Source organism: Streptomyces sp. NPDC051909, from assembly GCF_040681095.1.
Taxonomy (GTDB): Bacteria; Actinomycetota; Actinomycetes; order Streptomycetales; family Streptomycetaceae; genus Streptomyces.
Window position 1 is genome coordinate 359,603 of sequence record NZ_JBFAYA010000005.1, and the last position, 19,022, is coordinate 378,624.

The 19,022-nt window shown below is 73.1% G+C and carries 19 protein-coding genes; 6 read left to right on the forward strand and 13 right to left on the reverse strand.

All coding sequences use genetic code 11. From position 1 onward, the window contains the following. Positions 1–3: 3 nt before the first annotated feature. The 5 genes from AB0M18_RS11095 to AB0M18_RS11115 all read right to left on the reverse strand — a co-directional run bounded on the left by AB0M18_RS11095 (position 4) and on the right by AB0M18_RS11115 (position 4,897). Positions 4–1,002, reverse strand: coding sequence for a 2-hydroxyacid dehydrogenase (locus tag AB0M18_RS11095; RefSeq protein WP_365756553.1), 999 nt, complete (start codon positions 1,000–1,002; stop codon positions 4–6). Positions 1,003–1,092: 90 nt separating this feature from the next. Beyond that, entirely contained in the window at positions 1,093–2,082 is a 990-nt protein-coding gene (locus tag AB0M18_RS11100) for an ATP-dependent 6-phosphofructokinase (RefSeq protein WP_365756554.1), read from the reverse strand. 142 nt (positions 2,083–2,224) lie between these two features. Beyond that, positions 2,225–2,899: a response regulator transcription factor gene (locus AB0M18_RS11105; RefSeq protein WP_365756587.1), complete on the reverse strand. Its 675-nt coding sequence runs from the start codon at positions 2,897–2,899 to the stop codon at positions 2,225–2,227. Positions 2,900–2,910: 11 nt separating this feature from the next. Further along, positions 2,911–4,134, reverse strand: coding sequence for a DUF5931 domain-containing protein (locus tag AB0M18_RS11110; RefSeq protein ID WP_365756555.1), 1,224 nt, complete (start codon positions 4,132–4,134; stop codon positions 2,911–2,913). A gap of 31 nt (positions 4,135–4,165) precedes the next feature. Beyond that, positions 4,166–4,897 (reverse strand): lysophospholipid acyltransferase family protein, encoded by a 732-nt coding sequence (locus AB0M18_RS11115; RefSeq protein WP_365756556.1) that lies wholly within the window; start codon positions 4,895–4,897, stop codon positions 4,166–4,168. 181 nt (positions 4,898–5,078) lie between these two features. On the opposite strand from AB0M18_RS11115, the gene AB0M18_RS11120 reads away from it, so the two are divergent. Then, positions 5,079–5,870 (forward strand): alpha/beta fold hydrolase, encoded by a 792-nt coding sequence (locus tag AB0M18_RS11120; protein WP_365756557.1) that lies wholly within the window; start codon positions 5,079–5,081, stop codon positions 5,868–5,870. Continuing rightward, the gene (locus AB0M18_RS11125) at positions 5,863–6,528 is read left to right on the forward strand and encodes a hypothetical protein (RefSeq protein WP_365756558.1); all 666 of its coding nucleotides are present in this window, start codon (positions 5,863–5,865) and stop codon (positions 6,526–6,528) included. Before AB0M18_RS11120 ends, AB0M18_RS11125 begins: the two co-directional genes overlap by 8 nt. A 209-nt stretch (positions 6,529–6,737) precedes the next feature. On the opposite strand, the gene AB0M18_RS11130 is transcribed toward AB0M18_RS11125, so the two are convergent. The 6 genes from AB0M18_RS11130 to AB0M18_RS11155 form a co-directional block, all read right to left on the reverse strand. Next, on the reverse strand, positions 6,738–7,499 hold the full coding sequence (locus AB0M18_RS11130) for an endonuclease/exonuclease/phosphatase family protein (RefSeq protein WP_365756559.1): 762 nt from the start codon (positions 7,497–7,499) through the stop codon (positions 6,738–6,740). 72 nt (positions 7,500–7,571) lie between these two features. Then, positions 7,572–8,513 (reverse strand): ROK family glucokinase, encoded by a 942-nt coding sequence (locus AB0M18_RS11135; protein ID WP_365756560.1) that lies wholly within the window; start codon positions 8,511–8,513, stop codon positions 7,572–7,574. Positions 8,514–8,579: 66 nt separating this feature from the next. Continuing rightward, positions 8,580–9,071: a DUF5304 domain-containing protein gene (locus tag AB0M18_RS11140; protein ID WP_365756561.1), complete on the reverse strand. Its 492-nt coding sequence runs from the start codon at positions 9,069–9,071 to the stop codon at positions 8,580–8,582. Positions 9,072–9,133: 62 nt separating this feature from the next. After that, a complete protein-coding gene (locus AB0M18_RS11145) occupies positions 9,134–10,264 on the reverse strand; it encodes an ArsA-related P-loop ATPase (RefSeq protein WP_365756562.1) in 1,131 nt (376 codons plus the stop codon). A 60-nt stretch (positions 10,265–10,324) separates the two neighbouring features. Beyond that, entirely contained in the window at positions 10,325–10,768 is a 444-nt protein-coding gene (locus AB0M18_RS11150) for an SRPBCC family protein (RefSeq protein ID WP_365756563.1), read from the reverse strand. Positions 10,769–10,837: 69 nt separating this feature from the next. Further along, on the reverse strand, positions 10,838–11,605 hold the full coding sequence (locus AB0M18_RS11155) for a metallophosphoesterase (RefSeq protein ID WP_365756564.1): 768 nt from the start codon (positions 11,603–11,605) through the stop codon (positions 10,838–10,840). A 258-nt stretch (positions 11,606–11,863) separates the two neighbouring features. Here AB0M18_RS11155 and AB0M18_RS11160 point away from each other — a divergent pair, with 258 nt between their 5' ends. Further along, the gene (locus tag AB0M18_RS11160; protein ID WP_365756565.1) at positions 11,864–13,660 is read left to right on the forward strand and encodes an AMP-dependent synthetase/ligase; all 1,797 of its coding nucleotides are present in this window, start codon (positions 11,864–11,866) and stop codon (positions 13,658–13,660) included. A gap of 149 nt (positions 13,661–13,809) precedes the next feature. Next, on the forward strand, positions 13,810–14,334 hold the full coding sequence (locus tag AB0M18_RS11165; RefSeq protein ID WP_365756566.1) for a hypothetical protein: 525 nt from the start codon (positions 13,810–13,812) through the stop codon (positions 14,332–14,334). A gap of 86 nt (positions 14,335–14,420) precedes the next feature. Here the strand turns inward: AB0M18_RS11165 and AB0M18_RS11170 are convergent, their stop codons facing one another. Next, entirely contained in the window at positions 14,421–15,563 is a 1,143-nt protein-coding gene (locus AB0M18_RS11170; RefSeq protein WP_365756567.1) for a glycosyltransferase family 4 protein, read from the reverse strand. 86 nt (positions 15,564–15,649) lie between these two features. Between AB0M18_RS11170 and AB0M18_RS11175 the strand changes: the two genes are divergently transcribed. After that, complete coding sequence (locus AB0M18_RS11175) at positions 15,650–16,954, forward strand: glycosyltransferase family 87 protein (protein WP_365756568.1); 1,305 nt, start codon at positions 15,650–15,652, stop codon at positions 16,952–16,954. Here AB0M18_RS11175 and AB0M18_RS11180 read toward each other — a convergent pair. Further along, positions 16,912–18,276 carry an MATE family efflux transporter gene (locus AB0M18_RS11180; protein ID WP_365756569.1) on the reverse strand — a complete coding sequence of 455 codons (1,365 nt, stop codon included), beginning with the start codon at positions 18,274–18,276 and terminating at the stop codon, positions 16,912–16,914. The genes AB0M18_RS11175 and AB0M18_RS11180 overlap by 43 nt on opposite strands. 97 nt (positions 18,277–18,373) lie before the next feature. Here AB0M18_RS11180 and AB0M18_RS11185 point away from each other — a divergent pair, with 97 nt between their 5' ends. After that, positions 18,374–18,925, forward strand: a complete 552-nt coding sequence (locus AB0M18_RS11185) for a PadR family transcriptional regulator (protein WP_365756570.1) — start codon at positions 18,374–18,376, stop codon at positions 18,923–18,925. Positions 18,926–19,022: the final 97 nt, after the last annotated feature.

Below are 19,022 nucleotides of genomic sequence, written 5' to 3' on the forward strand. Positions count from 1 at the left end.
GTGCTAACGGATCCGCGGGACCAGGACGTTCTCGCTGCGCCTGCCGGCCAGGTGGTCGAGGACGTTCTGGACCGTGGTGTCGATGATCTGGCCGACCGCGTCGACCGTGTAGTACGCCTGGTGGGAGGTGACCACCACGTTCGGGAAGGTCACCAGGCGGGCCAGGGTGTCGTCCTCGATGCCCGCCAGGGACTTGTCGAGGAAGAAGAGCCCGGCCTCCGCCTCGTACACGTCCAGGCCCACCCCGGCGAAGCGGCCGGCGCGCAGTTCGCCGACCAGGGCCTCGGTGTCGATCAGGCCGCCGCGGCTGGAGTTCACCAGGATCGCGTCGTCCTTCATCGACCGCAGCGCGGCGGCGTCGACGATGTGCTGGGTGGCGGGGAGCAGCGGCACGTGCAGGCTGATCAGGTCGGCCTCGGCGAAGAGGCGTTCCTTGTCGGTGTACTCCATGCCGAGGGCGACACAGGCGGGGTTCTCGGCGATGTCCCAGCCGAGCAGGTTCATGCCGAAGCCGTGGGCGATCCGGGTGAAGGCCTCGCCGATCTTGCCGGTGCCGAGGACGCCGACGGTGCGGCCGCGCAGGTCGCGGCCCATCAGCCCGTCGAGCCGGAAGTCGAAGTCGCGGGTGCGGTTGGAGGCCCGGACGATGCGCCGATTGACGGCCATCGCGAGGGTCCAGGCGAACTCGGCGACGGAGTAGGGCGAGTAGTACGAGACGCGGGCGACGGTGAGGCCGAGGCGCTCGGCCACCTCGAGGTCGATGTTGTTGAAGCCGGTGGAGCGCTGGGCGATCAGCTGGGTGCCGCCGGCGGCCAGGGTCTGCAGCACCCGGTTGTCGAGGTTGGCGTTGACGCTGGTGGAGATGATCTCGTAGCCGGCGGCGATGGGCGCGGTGTCCTCGGTCAGGAAGACGTCCAGGCACCGGACGTCGTGGTGTCCTTCGAAGGCCTTCTCGATCAGCGGCTTCTCGTCCGCCTGCACGCCGAATGCCAGGATCTCCACGGGCCCCTCCAGGGATGTGGCGGTTTCGTCCGATCAAGGGCGAATATACGCTCGACCGCTGAGCCTCTCAGCCGCTCGACCCCTGACCGCTCAGCCGAAGAACACCCCGGCCTCCGCGTAGAGCGCCGGGTCCACCGTCTTCAGACGCCCGGTCGCGGCGGCCAGCGGCACCCGCACCACCTCCGTACCGCGCAGGGCGACCATCGTCCCGTACGCCCCGTCCCGGACCGCGTCCACCGCGTGCAGTCCGAAGCGGGTGGCCAGCCAGCGGTCGAAGGCGCTCGGGCTGCCTCCGCGCTGCACGTGCCCGAGCACGGTGGTGCGGGCCTCCTTGCCGGTGCGCCGCTCGATCTCGGCGGCCAGCCACTCCCCCACGGAGCCCTGCTCCGGGCCGCCGGCGCGCGGCCGGGCGCCCTCGGCGACGACCAGGATCGGGGCGTAGGTGGCGCGGAAGCGGGCCGCGACCCAGGAGAGCACCTGGTCGAGGTCGAAGCGCTGCTCGGGCACGAGGATCACGTTGGCGCCGCCGGCGAGGCCCGCGTGCAGCGCGATCCAGCCGGTGTGCCGGCCCATGACCTCGACGACGAGGACCCGGCGGTGCGAGTCGGCGGTGGTGTGGAGGCGGTCGATGGCCTCGGTGGCGATACCGACGGCGGTGTCGAAGCCGAAGGTCCAGTCGGTGGCCGAGAGGTCGTTGTCGATGGTCTTGGGGACGCCGACGACGGGCAGCCTGTGCTCGGCGTGCAGCCGGGCGGCGTGCCCGAGGGTGCCCCGGCCGCCGATCGCGACCAGGGCGTCGACCCGGTGCTTGGCCAGCTGCTCGCGGATCCGGCGCACCCCGTCGGCGGCGGTGAAGGGGTCGGTCCGGGAGGAGCCGAGGACGGTGCCGCCGCGCGGCAGGATGCCGCGCACGGCCCGCACGTCCAGGGTCTCGGTGTCGCCCTCGACGACTCCGCGCCAGCCGTCCCGGAAGCCGGTGAAGCTCCAGCCGTACTCCTGCTCGCCCTTGCGGACCACCGCGCGGATCACCGCGTTGAGCCCGGGGCAGTCGCCTCCGCCGGTCAGCACACCGACGCGCATGGGCCGCACTCCTTCGCCGTACGTGGGGGTGTGACCCACGCTAGTGGTGACGCGGGTCACACCGACACGGCGAAGAGGGTGAATCCGGGAGGAGAACTCAGGAAGGAGAATCCAGGAAGGGAACCCCGGGACGGTCCGGGGATCAGGCGTCGTCGAGGCCGCGCTCGATGGCGTAGCGGACCAGCTCGACCCGGTTGTGCAGCTGGAGCTTGCCGAGGGTGTTCTGGACGTGGTTCTGCACCGTGCGGTGCGAGATGACCAGACGCTCGGCGATCTGCTTGTAGCTCAGGCCCTTGGCGACCAGGCGCAGCACCTCGGTCTCCCGCTCGGTGAGCTGCGGGGCCTTGGGCTCGTCGGCGCCGGGTGCCGGGGCGGGCTCGGAGGCGAGCCGGCGGTACTCGCCGAGGACCAGGCCGGCCAGGCCCGGGGTGAAGACCGGGTCGCCGACGGCGGTGCGGCGCACCGCGTCGATCAGCTCCTCGGTGGAGGCCGACTTCAGCAGATAGCCGGTGGCACCGGACTTCACGGCCTCCAGGACGTCGGCGTGCTCGCCGCTCGCCGACAGCACCAGGACCCGGAGGCGCGGATCGGCGCCGACCAGCTCCTTGCAGACCTGGACGCCCGGCTTGAGCGGCAGGTTCAGGTCGAGGACCAGCACGTCCGGGTCGACGGCGGTGGCACGGCGTACCGCCTGCTCGCCGTCCCCGGCGGTGGCCACCACGTCCAGGCCCGCCTCGGCGAGGTCGCGGGCGACCGCGTCCCGCCACATCGGGTGGTCGTCGACGACCATCACCCTGATCGGCGTCTGCCCGTCCATGTGCTGCTCGCTCACTTCGTTCCTGCCTTCCCCCGCTTGTCCCGCGGTGCGCGCGGGACCTTCAGTTCCACTTCGGTGCCCTGACCGGGCACGGAGATCAGCTCGGCGGTGCCGCCGAGGTCCCGCAGTCTGCCCCGGATGGACAGGGCGACGCCCATCCGGCCCTCGCCCTCGGCCTGCACGAGCCGGCCCTCGGGGATGCCGGGGCCGTCGTCCCGTACGGTCACGATCACCTCGTCGCCCCAGTCCTCGACCAGGATCCAGGCCCGGGCGTCGGTGCCGGCGTGCACCCGTACGTTGTCGAGGGCGGCGCCGACGGCGGCGGCCAGCTCGCGGGCGGCCGGGGCGGGCAGCGGGACGGGCGCGCCGGGGTCGGAGAGGGTGACCTTGGCGCCGGCCCGCGGGGCCAGCAGGGTGCGCAGGTCGATGTCCTCCGACATGTCCTCCGGCTCCTCCACGAGCCGGACGACCGCGCCCTCCGACTCGTCCTCGGAGACGTGCGAGCGGCGGGTGAGGCCGCCGGCCACCAGGGTGCGCAGCGCGACCTCCTGCTCTCCGGCCATCCGCCCCAGCTCTGCCGCCTCGCCGCCGAGGGCGGTGCCGCGGCGCTGCACCATGGCGAGCACCTGGAGCACGCTGTCGTGGATGTCGCGGGCCAGGCGCTCGCGTTCGCGGGTCGCGGCCTCGATCTCCAGGGCCCGGGCGAGGGTGCGCTCGGAGGCGCGGGCGACCTCGACGATGTATCCGACGGCGACCGAGGCCACCCACACCAGGAGCACGTTGTGCAGGGTGTCGAGGCTGGGCTCGCCGCGCGCGACGAGGTTGGCCGCGGCGATCAGCGAGGAGGCGAAGGCCGCCCAGCGCCAGCCGCCCTTGATGGCGTACGCGAGGGCCACACCGGCGGTCCATATGGAGGGCAGGGTGGGGCCGTCCACGGTCTGCGTCTGCTCGTCGGCGACCGGGGTGAGCAGGATGCCGGTAAGGGCGATGACCAGGTCGACGACCAGGAAACGCTTGGTGCAGCGGATCGCGCCGGACACCTGGGGCAGCGTGGCCAGGGTCCACACGCACATCACGGCGAAGAAGGCGACGGCGACCCAGGGCCGCTCGAAGCGGTCCCGGCCGAAGAAGCCGAGCAGCACCGCGTAGACCATCGTGAGCACGCGGTACCCGGTGAGCGCACGCCACAGCGGCTGCTCGACCGACATCCGCACGACCCGTTCGCGCCTGGCCATCTCCCCCACCCCCGGGCGCCCCCTCAAGGGGTCAGGCGCCGGACTCTTCCCGTGCCGCGATCTCTTCCTTCACGGCCTCCTTGGCGGCCTTCTCGGCCTCCGCGATCTGCCGCTTGGCGGCCGTCGCGTAGATGTCCACGTACTCCTGGCCGGACAGCTTCATGATCTCGTACATGACCTCGTCGGTCACCGAGCGGAGGATGAAGCGGTCGCCCTCCATGCCGTGGTAGCGGCTGAAGTCGAGCGGCTTGCCGATCCGGATGCCCGGGCGCATCAGCTTGGGCAGGACCTTGCCGGGCGGCTGGATCTTCTCGGTGTCGATCATGGCGACCGGGATCACCGGCGCGCCGGTGGCCAGCGCGACCCGGGCGAGACCGCCGGGCTTGCCGCGGTAGAGCCGCCCGTCGGGCGAGCGGGTGCCCTCGGGGTAGATGCCGAACAGGCCGCCGCTCTCGATGACCTCGATGCCGGCCTTGATCGCGGCCTCGCCTGCGCCGCGGGCGCCGGAGCGGTCGACCGGGAGCTGTCCGACGCCCTTGAAGAAGGCGGCCGTCAGCCGGCCCTTCACGCCCGGGGTGGTGAAGTACTCGGCCTTGGCGATGAAGGTCACCTTGCGGTCGAGCACGGCGGGCAGGAAGAAGGAGTCGGAGAACGACAGATGGTTGCTCGCGAGGATCGCCGGCCCCTCGGCGGGAATGTTCTCGAGGCCCTCCACCCAGGGCCTGAAGGCGAGCTTCAGGGACCCTCCGAGGGAGAACTTCATTGCGCCGTAGATCAACTCGTCATGCCTTCCGTGTGCCCGTCAGGGCGACCTTATCCCGTTCTCCTCCCGATCCCGCGCTCCCGGCGGTCCTCTTGTGCGGACGGACCTGGTCGGTGTCGGTCCGGTCGCGTACGGTGAAAGCCTTCCCCGTTTCTTCGTCGAACCCCGAACAGGAGACCCCGTGCCGGTCCTTCCTGGAGCCGAGCCGTACCGCCACGAGGGCGGAGAGGTCGGCGTCCTCCTCTGTCACGGATTCACCGGGTCCCCGCAGTCGCTGCGCCCCTGGGCCGAGTACCTGGCCGGGCGCGGACTGACGGTGGCGCTGCCGTTGCTGCCCGGGCACGGCACCCGCTGGCAGGACATGCAGCTCACCACCTGGCACGACTGGTACGCGGAGGTGGACCGCGAGCTGCGTGAGCTGACCGCGCGCTGCGAGCGGGTCTTCGTCATGGGCCTGTCGATGGGCGGCGCGCTCACGCTGCGGCTCGCGGCCCTGCACGGCGACGCGATCAGCGGCATCGTGCTTGTCAACCCGGGCAACAAGGTGCACGGCCTGGCGGCGTACGCGCTGCCGGTCGCCCGGCACTTCGTGCCCTCCACCAAGGGCATCGCCAGCGACATCGCCAAGGCCGGCGTGGCCGAGGTGGGCTACGACCGGGTGCCGCTGCACGCGGCGCACTCGCTGCGGCGCTTCTTCCAGACGGTCGACGGCGAGCTGCCGCAGGTCACGCAGCCGGTGGTGCTGTTGCACAGCCCGCAGGACCATGTCGTGCCGCCGGTCGACTCGGCCCGGATCCTCAGCCGGATCTCGTCCACGGACGTGAAGGAGATCCTGCTGGAACAGAGCTACCACGTGGCGACGTTGGACCACGATGCGGAGCGGATCTTCGAGGAGAGCTGGGCGTTCGTCACCCGGCTCGCCCCGGAGCTGCTCGGGGAGATCGGGGAGAAGGGAGTCGCGAGCGGTGGCTGAGCAGCAGGACGGCGGTGAGCGCGAGCCGCAGCCCATAGACGAGGAGGCGGCCTGGGCCGCGATCGTCGCGGGGTACGGCGAGGAGCCGGCGGACCCGCCGGGCGTGCGCCCGTTCCGTCCGGTGGAGGACCTGGCGCTGCCGGACCTGCCGGAGGCCGAGGAGCCGACGGCGCCGGCGGCGCCGGCCGGTGCCGCGTCCGCCCCGGCGGAGAAGCCGGACAAGTTCCGCAGGCCGGAGCCGGAGGAGGAGTCGCAGAAGCCGGAGGAGGACGGCGACGCGCCGGCCCTCGGCTCGTCGATCGTCTTCGCCCCCGGCGTGGGCCTGGGCGGCGGCCCGCGCGACTACTCGCTCGCCGACCCCGACGAGGCGGCGGACGGCGACGGCGCGTCCGGCGCCGACGAGGGCCACTTCATCCCTCCGGAGCCCCCGCCGCTCCCGGAGGCCGACACCACGACCAAGTTCGCCTGGCTCGCGGTGGTCGGCGGCCCGGTCCTGATGCTGCTCGCCGTGCTGCTCCAGTGGGACATGACCTGGTGGCTCACCACGCTGTGCGTGGGCGGCTTCCTGGGCGGCTTCGTGACCCTGGTGGCCCGGATGAAGGGCGACGACGAGGACGACGACGGCTTCGACGACCCGGGGCGGGGCGCGGTGGTGTAGCCGGGCACGGGCTTGACGCGCCACGACGCCCGGCGGCCTCCGACCGCCGGCCGCCGGGCGTCGCGGCTCAGACCGCAGGCACACGGACCACCGCCAGTACCGGCAGGTGGGCTGTGCCTTCTCGACGCCCCCCTCGCACCGCTCGGCGCCAAGGGCGCCTCACGGGCTTCGGGCGGCTGCGGCAGCCTCCGACCGCCGGGCGTCGCGGCTCAGACCGCAGGCACACGGACCACCGCCAGTACCGGCAGGTGGTCCGTCGCCGTTTGCAGGTCGTGGGCGTCGAGGCCCGTCGGGACGCCGCAGGCCAGGAACTCGACGCCCGGGGTGGCGAGGACCGCGTCGATGCGGCGGTCGGGGGCGGGGGCCGGGAAGGTGGGGGTGGTGCCCCAGGGGGCGGTCGCGTGGCCGTCCCGGAGCTCCTTGGTCAGGCGGGTCCAGGCCGGGCCGCCGGGGCGCTCGTTGAGGTCGCCGGCGACGATCGCGTACGGCGTGCCGAGCGCCGCCACCCGGTCGAGGAGCAGGCCCGCCTGCGCGTGGCGCTCCCGCTCGGACAGGCTCAGGTGGCAGCTGACGACGCCGAGACGGGCGCCGCCGAAACGGACCACGGCGGTGGCGAGGCCGCGGCGGTGCAGGCCGGGGGTGAGCGGGAGCAGCACGTCCTCGGTGTGTTCCACGGTGGCCCGCAGCGAGCACAGCAGCAGCGGTCCGGCGGCGGTGGCGCCGCCGCCGAGCACGACGAGCTCGCTCTTCGCGGCAAGCCGGGCCGCGTGCTTGCGCCAGCGGAAGAAGCGCGGCGCCTCCTGGACGCAGACGAGGTCGGGGGCGCAGGCCCGGATCACCCGGGCGAGCGCGTCCTCGTCGTCGCGCATCGAGCGCACGTTGTAGGAGAGGATCCGGACGACGGCCGAACCATCCGGCTCGGTACGGGAGTCGGGCAGCTCGCTGACCGTACTGTTCGCACTGATCGCCATGCCGTCAACATAGACGCCGGTGCCCGCCGAGCCCCAGAGGGCGCGGCGGGCACCGGCGTGAGGCGAGGCCGCTCAGCCCTGGCGGGCCAGGTCGGCCGCGCCGACCAGACCGGCCTTGTTGCCGAGCTGCGCTGCGAGCACCTGCGCGTGCGGCCGCCACTGGCCGCCGATCAGCCAGCGCCGGAAGGACTTGCGGATCGGGTCGAGGACCAGCTCGCCCTCGTCGGAGACACCGCCGCCGACGATGAAGGCCGAGGGGTCGAAGAGCGAGGCCAGGTCCGCGAGGCCGGCGCCGGCCCAGCGGGCGAGCTCGCGGAAGGAGTCGATCGCGACCTTGTCGCCCGCGCGGGCGGCCTCGCTGACGTGCTTGCCCTGGATGCCCTCCGGGGTGCCGTCGCCGAGCCCGAGGAGCACCACGGCGTTCTCGGGGGTGGCGGCGGCGCGCTGCTTGGCGTAGCGGACGAGGGCGCGGCCGGAGGCGTACTGCTCCCAGCAGCCCTGGCTGCCGCAGCCGCACAGCAGTCCGTCCGGGACGACCCGGATGTGACCGAACTCGGCGGCCACGCCGAAGCGGCCGCGGCGCAGCTTGTTGCCGATGATGATGCCGCCGCCGAGGCCGGTGCCGAGCGTGATGCAGATGACGTCCTCGTGGCCCTGGCCGGCGCCGAAGCGGTACTCGCCCCAGGCGGCCGCGTTGGCGTCGTTCTCGACCACGACGGGGAGGCCGACGCGCTGCTCGACCTTGTCCTTCAGCGGCTCGTGCCGCCAGTCGATGTTCGGCGCGAAGAGGACGGTGGCGCGCTTGTCGTCGACGTAGCCCGCGGCTCCGATGCCGACGGCCTCGATCTGGTACCCCTTGCCGGCCTCGGAGACCGCGGCGCAGATGGCGTCGACGATGCCTTCGGGGGTCGGCGGGGTGGGCACGGTGTGGGTGTCGAGGATGTTGCCCTCCTCGTCGACCACGCCGGCCGCGATCTTCGTGCCGCCGATGTCGACGCCGATGGTGAGTCCCATGTGTCCCTCAGTTTTCGGTCGAGCCCCGCTAAGGCCCACCGTACCCGAGGAGGACGCCCCTCCTGATCAGTCCAGGTCGATGTGCTGGCCGCTTCCGGGGGCCTCGTCCGGCCCGTCGTCGGGCTTTCCGTCGGACGTGCCGTCGCCCTTCGCGGGGGTGTCCGGCCCGGCCTTCGGCTCCGCGCCGGTCGCCTGCCGCGTGTCGCCGCGGGTCCAGCGGGCCTCCTGGCCCTGGACGGCGGAGCGGTACGCGGCGAGCAGTTCGTTCCCGGCGGCGGCGAGGTGGTCGAAGACCTGCGGATTGCGCTCGATGACGGGCTCGACGAGCGCCTTCGCCTGGTTGACGACCTCCTTGACGGTGGCCGCCGCCTGCCCGGCGGCGGGCCCGGCGAGCGGGCCGCCCAGAGCGCCGGAGAGCTTGTCGGTGACGGCCTCGAAGAGCTTGCGGAACTCCTCGGCCGGGCTGCCGGGCTCCTCCCCGCGGGTCGCGCGGCGGCGGGCCTTCTCGGCCTCCAGGTCCTCGGCGCAGGCGCGGGCCCAGGCGTCCGAATCGCTCATGGCGTACTCCTTATGGGCTTCTACGGTCGACGGTACACGCCCCGGAGACCCCTCGGCACGGGTCAGGGAGCGGTCCTCGGCCACAGCCCGGGATCCGGTGCGAACCGGATCCTCAGGTCGCCTTCGACGAGTCCGGCGCCGGTCACGGTGCAGCGGCGCAGCACCGCCGGCAGCGGTACGGCGCGGCGGAACGGGCCGACGCCGAGGAGGAGTTCGTCGCCGCGGCGGACGAGCGAGAGGGCGTCCTTGACGGCGCCGGGCAGCGGGACGTGCCAGACGAGGATGCCGTCCGGCTCGCGGCGGTCCTCGACGGTCCACTCGGCGGGGGCGGTCGGCTCGCCGACGGGCACGGCGAGGAGGACCAGGTCCTCGGCGCCGCGCGGGGCGCGGCCGAGGTGGGGCAGCTCGTGCAGCTCCGGGCGGAGCTCGCGGAGCGCGGCGAGGTGCCGGTGCTGTTCGGCGGCGAGGCCGGCGAACCAGGGGTCGGGCGAGTCGGCGGGCAGCACCCGGCTGGCGACGACGCCGTCGAGGGCGATGCCCTGGAGGGCGAGGCCGAGCCGGGCGGTGCGCAGGGCGTCCTCGGCGGCGGGGCCGGGCTCGACGACGAGGCGTACGGCGGTGTGCGGGGAGTCGACGACGTCCTGGACGGCGGCGAGCTCGGCCTCCCAGCGGGCGGTGGTCTCGTACAGCCACTGCGCGGGCAGCGGTACGCCGGCGAGCTGGGCGAGCATCGGTCGCAGGGCGCGGGCGGCCTGCCGCTCGGGCGGCAGCAGCCGGCGCAGATAGCGGCGCAGCTGGGCGGGCAGGGCGAGCAGGGCGAGCGCCTCGCGGACCGGCGGCAGTTCGACCAGGACGAGGTCCCAGTCCCCGGCGGCCGCGTCCCGGATCGCCCGCAGCATCGCGACCTGTCCGCTGCCGGGCAGCTCGGTGAGCTCGGCGTCCTCGAAGGGCACGGCGCCGAGGAGGTCGAGGGCGGTGGTGGAGCGGGCCTGGAAGGCGAGGAACTCGCGGCGGAAGTCGGTGGCGGGGTCGGGCACGAGGACCTCCGGCCCGCCGGGGCCCAGGTCCAGGTCCCCCGCCTCCCCCGACACCAGCAGCACCCGCCGCCCGGCCCGGGCCTCGGCGAGCGCGGTCCCCACCGCGACGGAGGTCCGCCCGGCCCCGCCGGTCCCGGTCACAAGAATGATCCGCATGCGCCGACGGTACCGGTGCCCCGGCCGTGATCCGCCGGGCAGGCCCCAGGGGGTGTCCCGCTACTTCCCGGACTCGACCCGCTTCTTCAGGCCGGCGAGGGCCCGGTCGATGATGACCTTCTCCGCCTTGCGCTTGATCATGCCGAGCATCGGGATCTTGACGTCGACCGTCAGCTGGTAGGTGACCTCGGTGGCGGTGCCGCCCGCGGTCGGGGCCAGGCGGTAGGAGCCGTCGAGGGCGCGGAGCATCTGGGACTTGACCAGGGTCCAGCTGACCTCGTTGTCGCCGGTCCAGGTGTACGCGAGGGTGTGGTCGTCCTTGATCGCGCCCGCGTCGAGCAGCAGGCGGACCTTCTCCGCGCGGCCGGCCGGGTCCGTCGCCAGGACCTCGGCCTCCTTCACCTCGCCCGTCCACTCGGGGTAGCGGGCGAAGTCGGCGATGACGCTCATGACCTCGGCCGGGGCCGCCTCGATGGTGATGCTCGAGCTGGTGTGTTCCGCCATCGCGGGGGCTCCTCGTATGGACGCGATCCGTATCTGCCCGAAGGCTATCGCGCCCTCATCGCGGGGCCGTCACCACTCCAGGGTCCACGGGCGTCCGCCGGCCGCGAAGTGGCCGACGTTCACGCACTCGGTCGCGCCGAACCGCATGCGGCGGACGAGCGGCTGGTGGACATGGCCGAAGAGGGCGTAGCGGGGGCGGGTGCGGCGGATCGCGTCCAGGAGGGCGCGGCTGCCGCGCTCGAAGCGGCGGGCGACCGTGTCGTACGTGAGCTCGGGCAGGTCCGGCGGGATGTGCGAGCAGAGCACGTCGACCTCGCCGAGGGCCTCGACCTTGGCCGCGTACTCCTCGTCGGAGATCTCGTACGGGGTGCGCATGGGGGTGCGCAGTCCGCCGCCGACGAAGCCGAAGACGAGGCCGCCGAGCTCGATCCGCTCGCCGTCGAGGACGGTGGTGCCGGGGCCGGCGTACTCGGGCCAGAGGTCGGGCATGTCCACGTTGCCGTAGGTGGCGTACGTGGGGGTGGGCAGGGCGGCGAACATCTCGGCGTACTGGCGGCGGACGGCGGACTCGATCGCGGTGGCCTTGTCGATGCCGAGCTCGCCCCAGAGCCGGCGGCCCAGGTCACGGGCCTCGTCGAAGCGGCGGGCGGTGCGCAGCTCGACGAGCCGGTCGGCGTTCTCGACGCCGAACAGGTCGGGGAAGATGCCCCGGGAGTGGTCGGCGTAGTCGAGGAAGAGCACCAGGTCCCCGAGGCATATCAGGGCGTCGGCGCCCTCCCCCGCCTTGGCGAGGGCTCCCGTGTTGCCGTGCACGTCGCTCACCACATTGATCCTCATGGACTCACCCTAGGGCGTCGGACCTGCGGTTACTTGGGAGTCGGGAAAGCGGTCGACTACTGTGCGTCGAGAACGGCCGCGCTCGTGTGACGCACGGAACATCTGCCCCGGACCCCCTATCGGGAACTGTGTACTGATGGGTAACGTCCGGGCAGTCCACAGTCGTGCTCGTCCCCCACCGAGCACCTGCCCGATCATGGACCGCACCGGTGCATCACACAGAGCCGTGGCGCCGGAGCCCGATGAGGAGCAGCAGTCTTGCGCGAGTTCAGCCTTCCGGCCCTGTACGAGGTCCCCACGGACGGCAACCTGACGGATCTCATCCGCCGCAACGCCTCCCAGCACCCAGATGTCGCCGTCATGGGGCGCAAGGTCGGGGGCGTCTGGACGGACGTCACCGCCAAGCAGTTCCTCGCCGAGGTCCGGGCGGCGGCCAAGGGGCTGGTCGCGGCCGGCGTCGAGCCGGGCGACCGGGTCGCCCTGCTGTCCCGCACCCGCTACGAGTGGGTGCTGCTCGACTTCGCGATCTGGAGCGCCGGCGCGATCACCGTGCCGGTGTACGAGACCAGCTCGCCGGAGCAGATCCAGTGGATCCTCGGCGACTCGGGCGCCTCCCTGGCGCTGGTGGAGAGCGCGGCGCACCAGGCCGCGGTGGAGTCGGTGCGGGCGGGTCTGCCCGACCTCAGGACCGTGCTGCAGATCGAGGACGACGCGGTGGCGCGGCTGACCGCCGACGGCGCGGACGTCTCGGACGAGCTGCTCGACCAGCGGATGTCCTCGGCGAACGCGGACGACCCGGCGACGATCGTCTACACCTCGGGCACCACCGGCCGCCCCAAGGGCTGTGTGCTGACCCACCGGGCGTTCTTCGCCGAGTGCGGCAACGTGGTCGAGCGGCTGAAGCCGCTGTTCCGTACGGGCGAGTCCTCGGCGCTGCTGTTCCTGCCGGCCGCGCACGTCTTCGGCCGGCTGATCGAGGTCGGCTGCGTGATGGCGCCGATCAAGCTGGGCTGTCTGCCCGACATCAAGACCCTCACCGACGAGCTGGCCTCCTTCCAGCCCTCGCTGATCCTCGGCGTCCCGCGGGTCTTCGAGAAGGTCTACAACTCCGCCCGGGCGAAGGCGCAGGCCGACGGCAAGGGCAAGATCTTCGACAAGGCCGCGCACACGGCGATCGCCTACAGCCGGGCGCTCAGCACCCCGCAGGGCCCGTCCTTCGGCCTGAAGCTGAAGCACAGGATCTTCGACAAGCTGGTGTACGGGAAGCTGCGCGCCGTCCTCGGCGGGCGCGGCGAGTACGCGATCTCCGGCGGCGCGCCGCTGGGCGAGCGGCTCGGACACTTCTTCCGCGGCATCGGCTTCTCGGTCCTGGAGGGCTACGGCCTGACGGAGTCCTGCGCGGCGACCGCGTTCAACCCGTGGGACCGCCAGAAGATCGGCTCGGTCGGCCAGCCGCTGCCGGGCTCGGTGGTGCGGATCGCCGACGACGGCGAGGTGCTGTTGCACGGCGAGCACATCTTCTCCGGCTACTGGAACAACGAGGCCGCGACGGCGGAGGCGCTGGCGGACGGCTGGTTCCACACCGGCGACATCGGCACCCTCGACGAGGACGGCTACCTCGCGATCACCGGCCGCAAGAAGGAGATCCTGGTGACGGCGGGCGGCAAGAACGTCGCCCCGGCGGTCATCGAGGACCGGATCCGGGCGCACGCGCTGGTCGCCGAGTGCATGGTGGTCGGCGACGGACGCCCGTTCGTGGGCGCGCTGGTGACGGTCGACGAGGAGTTCCTCGGCCGCTGGGCGGCCGAGCACGGCAAGCCGGCCGGTTCGACCGCGGCCTCGCTGCGCGAGGACCCGGAGCTGCTCGCGGAGATCCAGCGGGCGATCGACGACGGCAACGCGGCGGTCTCGAAGGCGGAGTCGGTGCGGAAGTTCCGTATCCTGTCCGCGCAGTTCACGGAGGAGGCGGGGCACATCACCCCGTCGCTGAAGCTGAAGCGCAATGTCGTGGCGAAGGACTTCGCCGACGAGATCGAGGCGATCTACAGCGCCTGACGTTCGGGCCTGACGGTTCGCGCCTGACGGTTCTTCGGAACGCCCCTGGCTGACCCGGTTCACGGGTCGGCCGGGGGCGTTCGCGCGCGTCAGGGCCGGAACGCCCAATTCCGTACACACCGAAGCGAAACCGAAGTGAAAGGGAAGCCATGCGGCTCAAGCGCACCGCCGCCGTCCTGGGCGCGGCCCTCGCGTCCCTCGTCGCCGTCACCGGATGCGGCGGTGACAGCTGGGGCGAGGACGCCGGGCTGCCCGCGGCCGGCGACCTGGCGGCCGTCGAGAGACTGGTCTCCGCCCACACCATGTGCAGCGACCTGCGCCGGAGCTCCGACGGCCCGCTGTCCGAGCAGGCCGCGGACCCGGCCTGGGCGGTCGAGGAGCGCGCGGTGTGCGGCGACGACAGCGAGGACACGGTCACCCTGCTGTCCGTCTCCGACATGGAGAAGTTCCAGCGGGCCAACAAGGCGGCGGCAGCCCGCGGCCAGGGCGTCCGGGTCCTCCTCGGCCAGGACTTCGCCCTGGCGGCCGCAGACGAGCCGACGGCCCGGGCCCTGCTGAAGTCCGACGTCCTGCTCTTCACCTGCGACAAGGACTTCAAGATCCCGGACGGCTACCGCAACGAGAGACTCCTCGTCGACGGCTGCGCCCTGACGGACTACCTGCCGGCGGCCTAGGGCCTGTCCGGCGGATCAGGGTCGGACAGGCCCTGGGGCGGTGTCCGCCCGGCCGGGTCAGATGCCCGACCGGGCTCCGGTGGCCGCTACAGCAGCTCCCTCAGGCGCTCCGCGAGCAGGTCCCAGCGCCACTTCTCCTCGACCCACTGGCGGCCGCGCTCGCCCATGCGGGCGCGCAGGTCGGGGTCGAGGAGGAGGGTGGAGACGCGGTCGGCGGTGTCCTCGGGCGCGGTGCCGCGGACGACCCAGCCGGTCTCGCCGTCGAGGACGGCGTCCGGGGCGCCGCCCGAGTCGCCTGCGACGACCGGGAGGCCGGTCGCCGAGGCCTCCAGGTAGACGATGCCCAGGCCCTCGACGTCGAGGCCGCCGCGGCGGGTGCGGCAGGGCATGGCGAAGACGTCGCCCGCGCCGTAGTGGGCGGGGAGCTCGGACCACGGGACGGCGCCGGTGAAGCGCACGGAGGCGGAGACGCCGGTCCGGACGGCGAGTTTCCGCAGGTCCTGCTCGTACGGGCCGCCGCCGACGATCAGGAGGACCGCGTCCGGCACCCGGCGCAGGATCTCCGGCATGGCGAGGATCAGAGTGTCCTGGCCCTTGCGCGGCACGAGCCGCGACACACACACGACGACCGGGCGGTCGCTGAGCCCGAGCCGCTCGCGCACCTCCACGCCGCCCGAGTCGGGGTGGAAGGTCTTCTCGTCGACGCCCGGCGGCAGTTGCGTCATCCGCGCGGCCGCGGCCGGGGTGAGCGCGCTCGCGATCCGCGAGCGGGTGTACTCGCCGAGGTAGGTGAGCGTGTCCGTGCCCTCGCCGATCCGCCGCAGCAGTTGCCGGGCCGCGGGCAGCTGGGCCCAGCCCGCCTCGTGCCCGTGGGTCGTGGCGACGAGCCGCTTCGCGCCCGCCCGCCGCAGCGCCGGGCCCATCAGGCCGAGCGGGGCGGCGGCGCCGAACCACACGGACTCGCAGCCGTGTTCCTTCAGCAGGGCCGTCGCTCGGGCGGTCACGCGAGGAGTCGGCAGCAGCATGGTGGTGCGATCGCGGACGACCGTGAAAGGCTGTTCCGCGTCGAACGCGGCGGTCGCCTCGATCCCCTCACGGCTGCGCTTCCACGTGGAGGCGTAGACCACGATCCGCTCGGGATCCAGGCGCAGCGCCATGTTGTGCAGGAAGGCCTGGATTCCGCCCGGACGGGGCGGAAAGTCGTTCGTTACGATCAGGGTCTTGTGCATCGTGGCCGACAGTACCGCGATCGCGCCCCGAGCCCGGCACCACCACCCTCCGCCCCGGCGGACCGACAGGACGGAACAGGACAGGCATGACGGGCGCAGTGGGCACGGTGGTACGCGACGGCCTCGCGGGCGCACGCGCCGGGCGACTCACCCAGGCACTCGTCCTGTGGGGTTTCACCCGGGTGCTGATCCTGCTGACCGTCTTCAGGATCGTGGTGATCCCCGGTCCCGACGTCACGAGCGACGTCGAGGAGATCTACCAGGGCTGGTACGAGGTGCTGCGCACCGGCACGTACCCGCTGGACGACGTCACCTGGCAGTACCCGCCGGCCGCCGCGCTCGCCATCCTCTCCCCCGCGCTGCTGCCCTTCCTCGGCTACTCCGCCGCCTTCTTCGTGCTCGCGCTGCTCTGCGACGCGCTGGTCTTCGGGCTGCTCGCGTACGTGGGGCGGCGGCCGGGCCGGTCGATGCGGGGCGCGTGGCTGTGGCTGGCCGGGGTGCCGCTGCTCGGCCCGACCGCGTACTCCCGGTACGACCTGATGGTGACGGCGGTGGCGGTGGCCGGGCTGCTCGCGGCCGTGCGCAGCCCGGTGGTGCTCGGCGCGCTCGCCGGGTTCGGCGCGACGCTGAAGGTGTGGCCGGTGCTGCTGCTCGCGGGCGCCGCGCGCGGCCGGGCGGCGTTCCGCTCGGCGGCGTCGGCGGTGGGCACGGCGACCGGGGTGGTGCTCGCCTGCGGGCTCGCGGCGCCGGGGGCGCTGGCCTTCCTGGGCTTCCAGCGGGACCGGGGCACGGAGATCGAGTCGCTGGGCGCGCTGCCCTTCCACCTGGCCCGGCACTTCGGCTGGCCGGGCGAGGCACGGATGAACTACGGCTCGCTCGAGTTCCTCGGCCCGGGCGTGAAGACGGTGTCCACCGTGGCGATGCTGCTGACGGTGGCGTCCTTCGGCTGGCTGCTCGTGTGGTGGTTCATGGCCCGGCGGCGCGGCAGCTCGACGACGGCGGACGCGGCCTTCGTGGCGCTGCTGCTCTTCACCACGACGAGCCGGGTGATAAGCCCCCAGTACATGATCTGGCTGGTGGGCCTGGCCGCGGTGTGCCTGGTCCACCGGTCGACCCGGATGCGGAAACCGGCCCATCTGGTGCTGTGGGCGACCGCGGTGACGCAGTTCGAGTTCCCGGTGTGGTTCTCGCACGTCGACGACAGCGATCCGCTGGGCATAGGACTGCTGCTCCTCCGTAACGGCCTGCTCGTCGCGGCCACCGTCTCGGCCTGCCGCATCCTGTGGCGCCAGACGGTCACGGAGCCGCGTCTGGAGGCGGCGGCCGCGACCCCGGTCCGGCTGCCGGCTCAGGCGGACCGGGAGAGGGACCGGGTCTCGGTCTCCTCCTGAGCCCGGACCGCGGCCCGCGCGGTCCGGCGGCGCAGTACCCCGAGCGCGGCGCACTGGGCCGCCATCGCGAGGGCCATGGCCAGGCAGATCCCGGCGAGCCCCAGGGCGGCCGAGAGCGCGTACGCGAGCGGGAGCTGGAGCAGCACGCCGACGACGGTGATCCGGGCCAGCTTCGGTGAGTCGCCGCTGCCCTCGAAGACCCCGGCGAGGGCGATGAATCCGGCCATGAGCAGCAGATACGGGCCGATGCAGCGCAGGAAGAGGGCGCCGGCCCCGGCGACGGCGGGATCGGCGCCGAAGCCGCGCATCACCGGGCCCGCGGCGAGCAGCAGCAGGACGGCCGCGCCCGCCCCGAGCAGCCCGCCGAGGAGGACGGCCTGCCGGCCGATCTCCGCGCGCCGGTCGCTGCCGCCGCCGAGCAGGTGCGCGGTGTGGATGGCGGCGGCCTGCTTGACGGCGTAGAAGGCCATGGTGGCGACGTACATGGCCTTGGTGGCGATGCCGTAGGCGGCGATCTCGGTGACACCGAGCCGGGCGACGACGGAGACGAGGGCGAGCGCGCCGGCCATGCGGACGACGAAGTCGACGGACATGGGCAGGCCGAGGGCGGCGGTGCGGCGCAGGGCGGTGGCGGTGCCGCCGGCCTGGCGGGCCGCGCGGGCGGCCTTCAGGTGCGTGTTGCGGCGCAGCGCGAGCAGTCCGGCGGCGAGGGCCGCGGTGCGTCCGACGACGGTGGAGACGGCGGCGCCCCGCACCCCGTACGCGTGGACGAGGAACGGGTCGAGGACGAGGATCAGCCCGTTGGCGAGGAAGGCCAGCCGCATGGGCGTGCGGGTGTCGCCGGTGCCCTTGAGGACGCCGTCCAGGACCGTCGTGGCGAAGAACACGGCGGTGCCCGGGAGCGAGATCGCGAAGTAGGCGGTGGCGAGGCCGTGCGCGGGGTGGCCGGAGCCGCCGAGCAGCAGCGCGGCCAGGGGGTCGCGGAACAGGAAGCCGCCGAGGGCGACGGGCGGCACGAGCAGGGCGCCCAGGGCGGCGCCGCCGCGCACGGCGGAGCGCAGTGCGCCGGGGTCGTCGGCGCCTCTGGCCCGGGCGACGAGCACGGTGGTGCCGGAGGCTGCCATGAGGACGACGCCGAGGAGCAGGTTCTCGACGTTGGTGGCCACGGCGACGGCGGCGACGGCGTCCCCGCCGAGCCGGGCGACCCAGACCATGTTGATGATCCCGGCGGCGACTCCGGCGAGGAGTTCGAGGTAGACGGGCCCGGCGAGCCGGACGAGCGTGCGGCGGTGCTCTCTCGCGGAATCCTTCACGGCGGTCATGGACGGTTCCCCCTCTTTTCGAGATACCTCGGATCGAGGTATCTCGAAAAGAGATAGCATGGTGCCGGTCACCCGACAAGCGCGAAGGAGTCCGCCGGTGCTGGAGCTGACGATCCTGGGCTTCCTGTACGAGCGGCCGCTGCACGGCTACGAGCTGAAGGAACGCATCCAGGGCCTGAGCGGCCACGTCCGGCCGGTCAGCGACGGCGCCCTCTACCCGGCGATCACCCGCCTGGTGAAGAACGGCCTCGTCGACAGCCGTACGGAGCCCGGCACGGCCGCGGCCCCGCGCCGGGTGCTCTCGCTGACCCCCGAGGGCCGCGCGGAGCTCCTCGCCCGGCTGCGGACGCCCAAGGACGTCGAGATCACCGACGGCCAGCGCTGGTTCACCCTGCTCGCCTTCCTGGGCCTGCTCACCGACCCGGCCGAGCAGGCCGTCGTCCTGCGCCGCCGCCAGGCCTTCCTGGACGCCCCGGCCAGCTTCTTCTACGAGGAGGGCACCCCGGTCCGCGCGGAGCAGGAGCCGGACCCCTTCCGCCGGGGCATGCTCCGGATCGCCCGGGCCACCGGAACCGAGGAGAAGGCCTGGCTCGCCGAGACCCTGGCGGAGCTGGACCTCAAGGCGTCGCGCGCCTCGGACACCCCCTAGGCCGTGTCTTTCGGATCAGGCCGGATCAGCGAGCGGCTCCCCCAGAGCTTCGCCTGGGAGGTACCCCCAGCGCCGTGGATCGCAAGGCGGAGGAGGG

What these genes read in the sequence shown, in the direction of transcription:
- AB0M18_RS11115 (WP_365756556.1), bottom strand. Translation starts at nt 4,897, where the DNA reads ATGAAGTTCTCCCTCGGAGGGTCCCTGAAGCTCGCCTTCAGGCCCTGG.
- AB0M18_RS11105 (WP_365756587.1), bottom strand. Translation starts at nt 2,899, where the DNA reads ATGGACGGGCAGACGCCGATCAGGGTGATGGTCGTCGACGACCACCCG.
- AB0M18_RS11155 (WP_365756564.1), bottom strand. Translation starts at nt 11,605, where the DNA reads ATGAGGATCAATGTGGTGAGCGACGTGCACGGCAACACGGGAGCCCTC.
- AB0M18_RS11135 (WP_365756560.1), bottom strand. Translation starts at nt 8,513, where the DNA reads ATGGGACTCACCATCGGCGTCGACATCGGCGGCACGAAGATCGCGGCC.
- AB0M18_RS11130 (WP_365756559.1), bottom strand. Translation starts at nt 7,499, where the DNA reads ATGGCGATCAGTGCGAACAGTACGGTCAGCGAGCTGCCCGACTCCCGT.
- AB0M18_RS11150 (WP_365756563.1), bottom strand. Translation starts at nt 10,768, where the DNA reads ATGGCGGAACACACCAGCTCGAGCATCACCATCGAGGCGGCCCCGGCC.
- AB0M18_RS11175 (WP_365756568.1), top strand. Translation starts at nt 15,650, where the DNA reads ATGACGGGCGCAGTGGGCACGGTGGTACGCGACGGCCTCGCGGGCGCA.
- AB0M18_RS11145 (WP_365756562.1), bottom strand. Translation starts at nt 10,264, where the DNA reads ATGCGGATCATTCTTGTGACCGGGACCGGCGGGGCCGGGCGGACCTCC.
- AB0M18_RS11180 (WP_365756569.1), bottom strand. Translation starts at nt 18,276, where the DNA reads ATGACCGCCGTGAAGGATTCCGCGAGAGAGCACCGCCGCACGCTCGTC.
- AB0M18_RS11165 (WP_365756566.1), top strand. Translation starts at nt 13,810, where the DNA reads ATGCGGCTCAAGCGCACCGCCGCCGTCCTGGGCGCGGCCCTCGCGTCC.
- AB0M18_RS11170 (WP_365756567.1), bottom strand. Translation starts at nt 15,563, where the DNA reads ATGCACAAGACCCTGATCGTAACGAACGACTTTCCGCCCCGTCCGGGC.
- AB0M18_RS11140 (WP_365756561.1), bottom strand. Translation starts at nt 9,071, where the DNA reads ATGAGCGATTCGGACGCCTGGGCCCGCGCCTGCGCCGAGGACCTGGAG.
- AB0M18_RS11110 (WP_365756555.1), bottom strand. Translation starts at nt 4,134, where the DNA reads ATGGCCAGGCGCGAACGGGTCGTGCGGATGTCGGTCGAGCAGCCGCTG.
- AB0M18_RS11100 (WP_365756554.1), bottom strand. Translation starts at nt 2,082, where the DNA reads ATGCGCGTCGGTGTGCTGACCGGCGGAGGCGACTGCCCCGGGCTCAAC.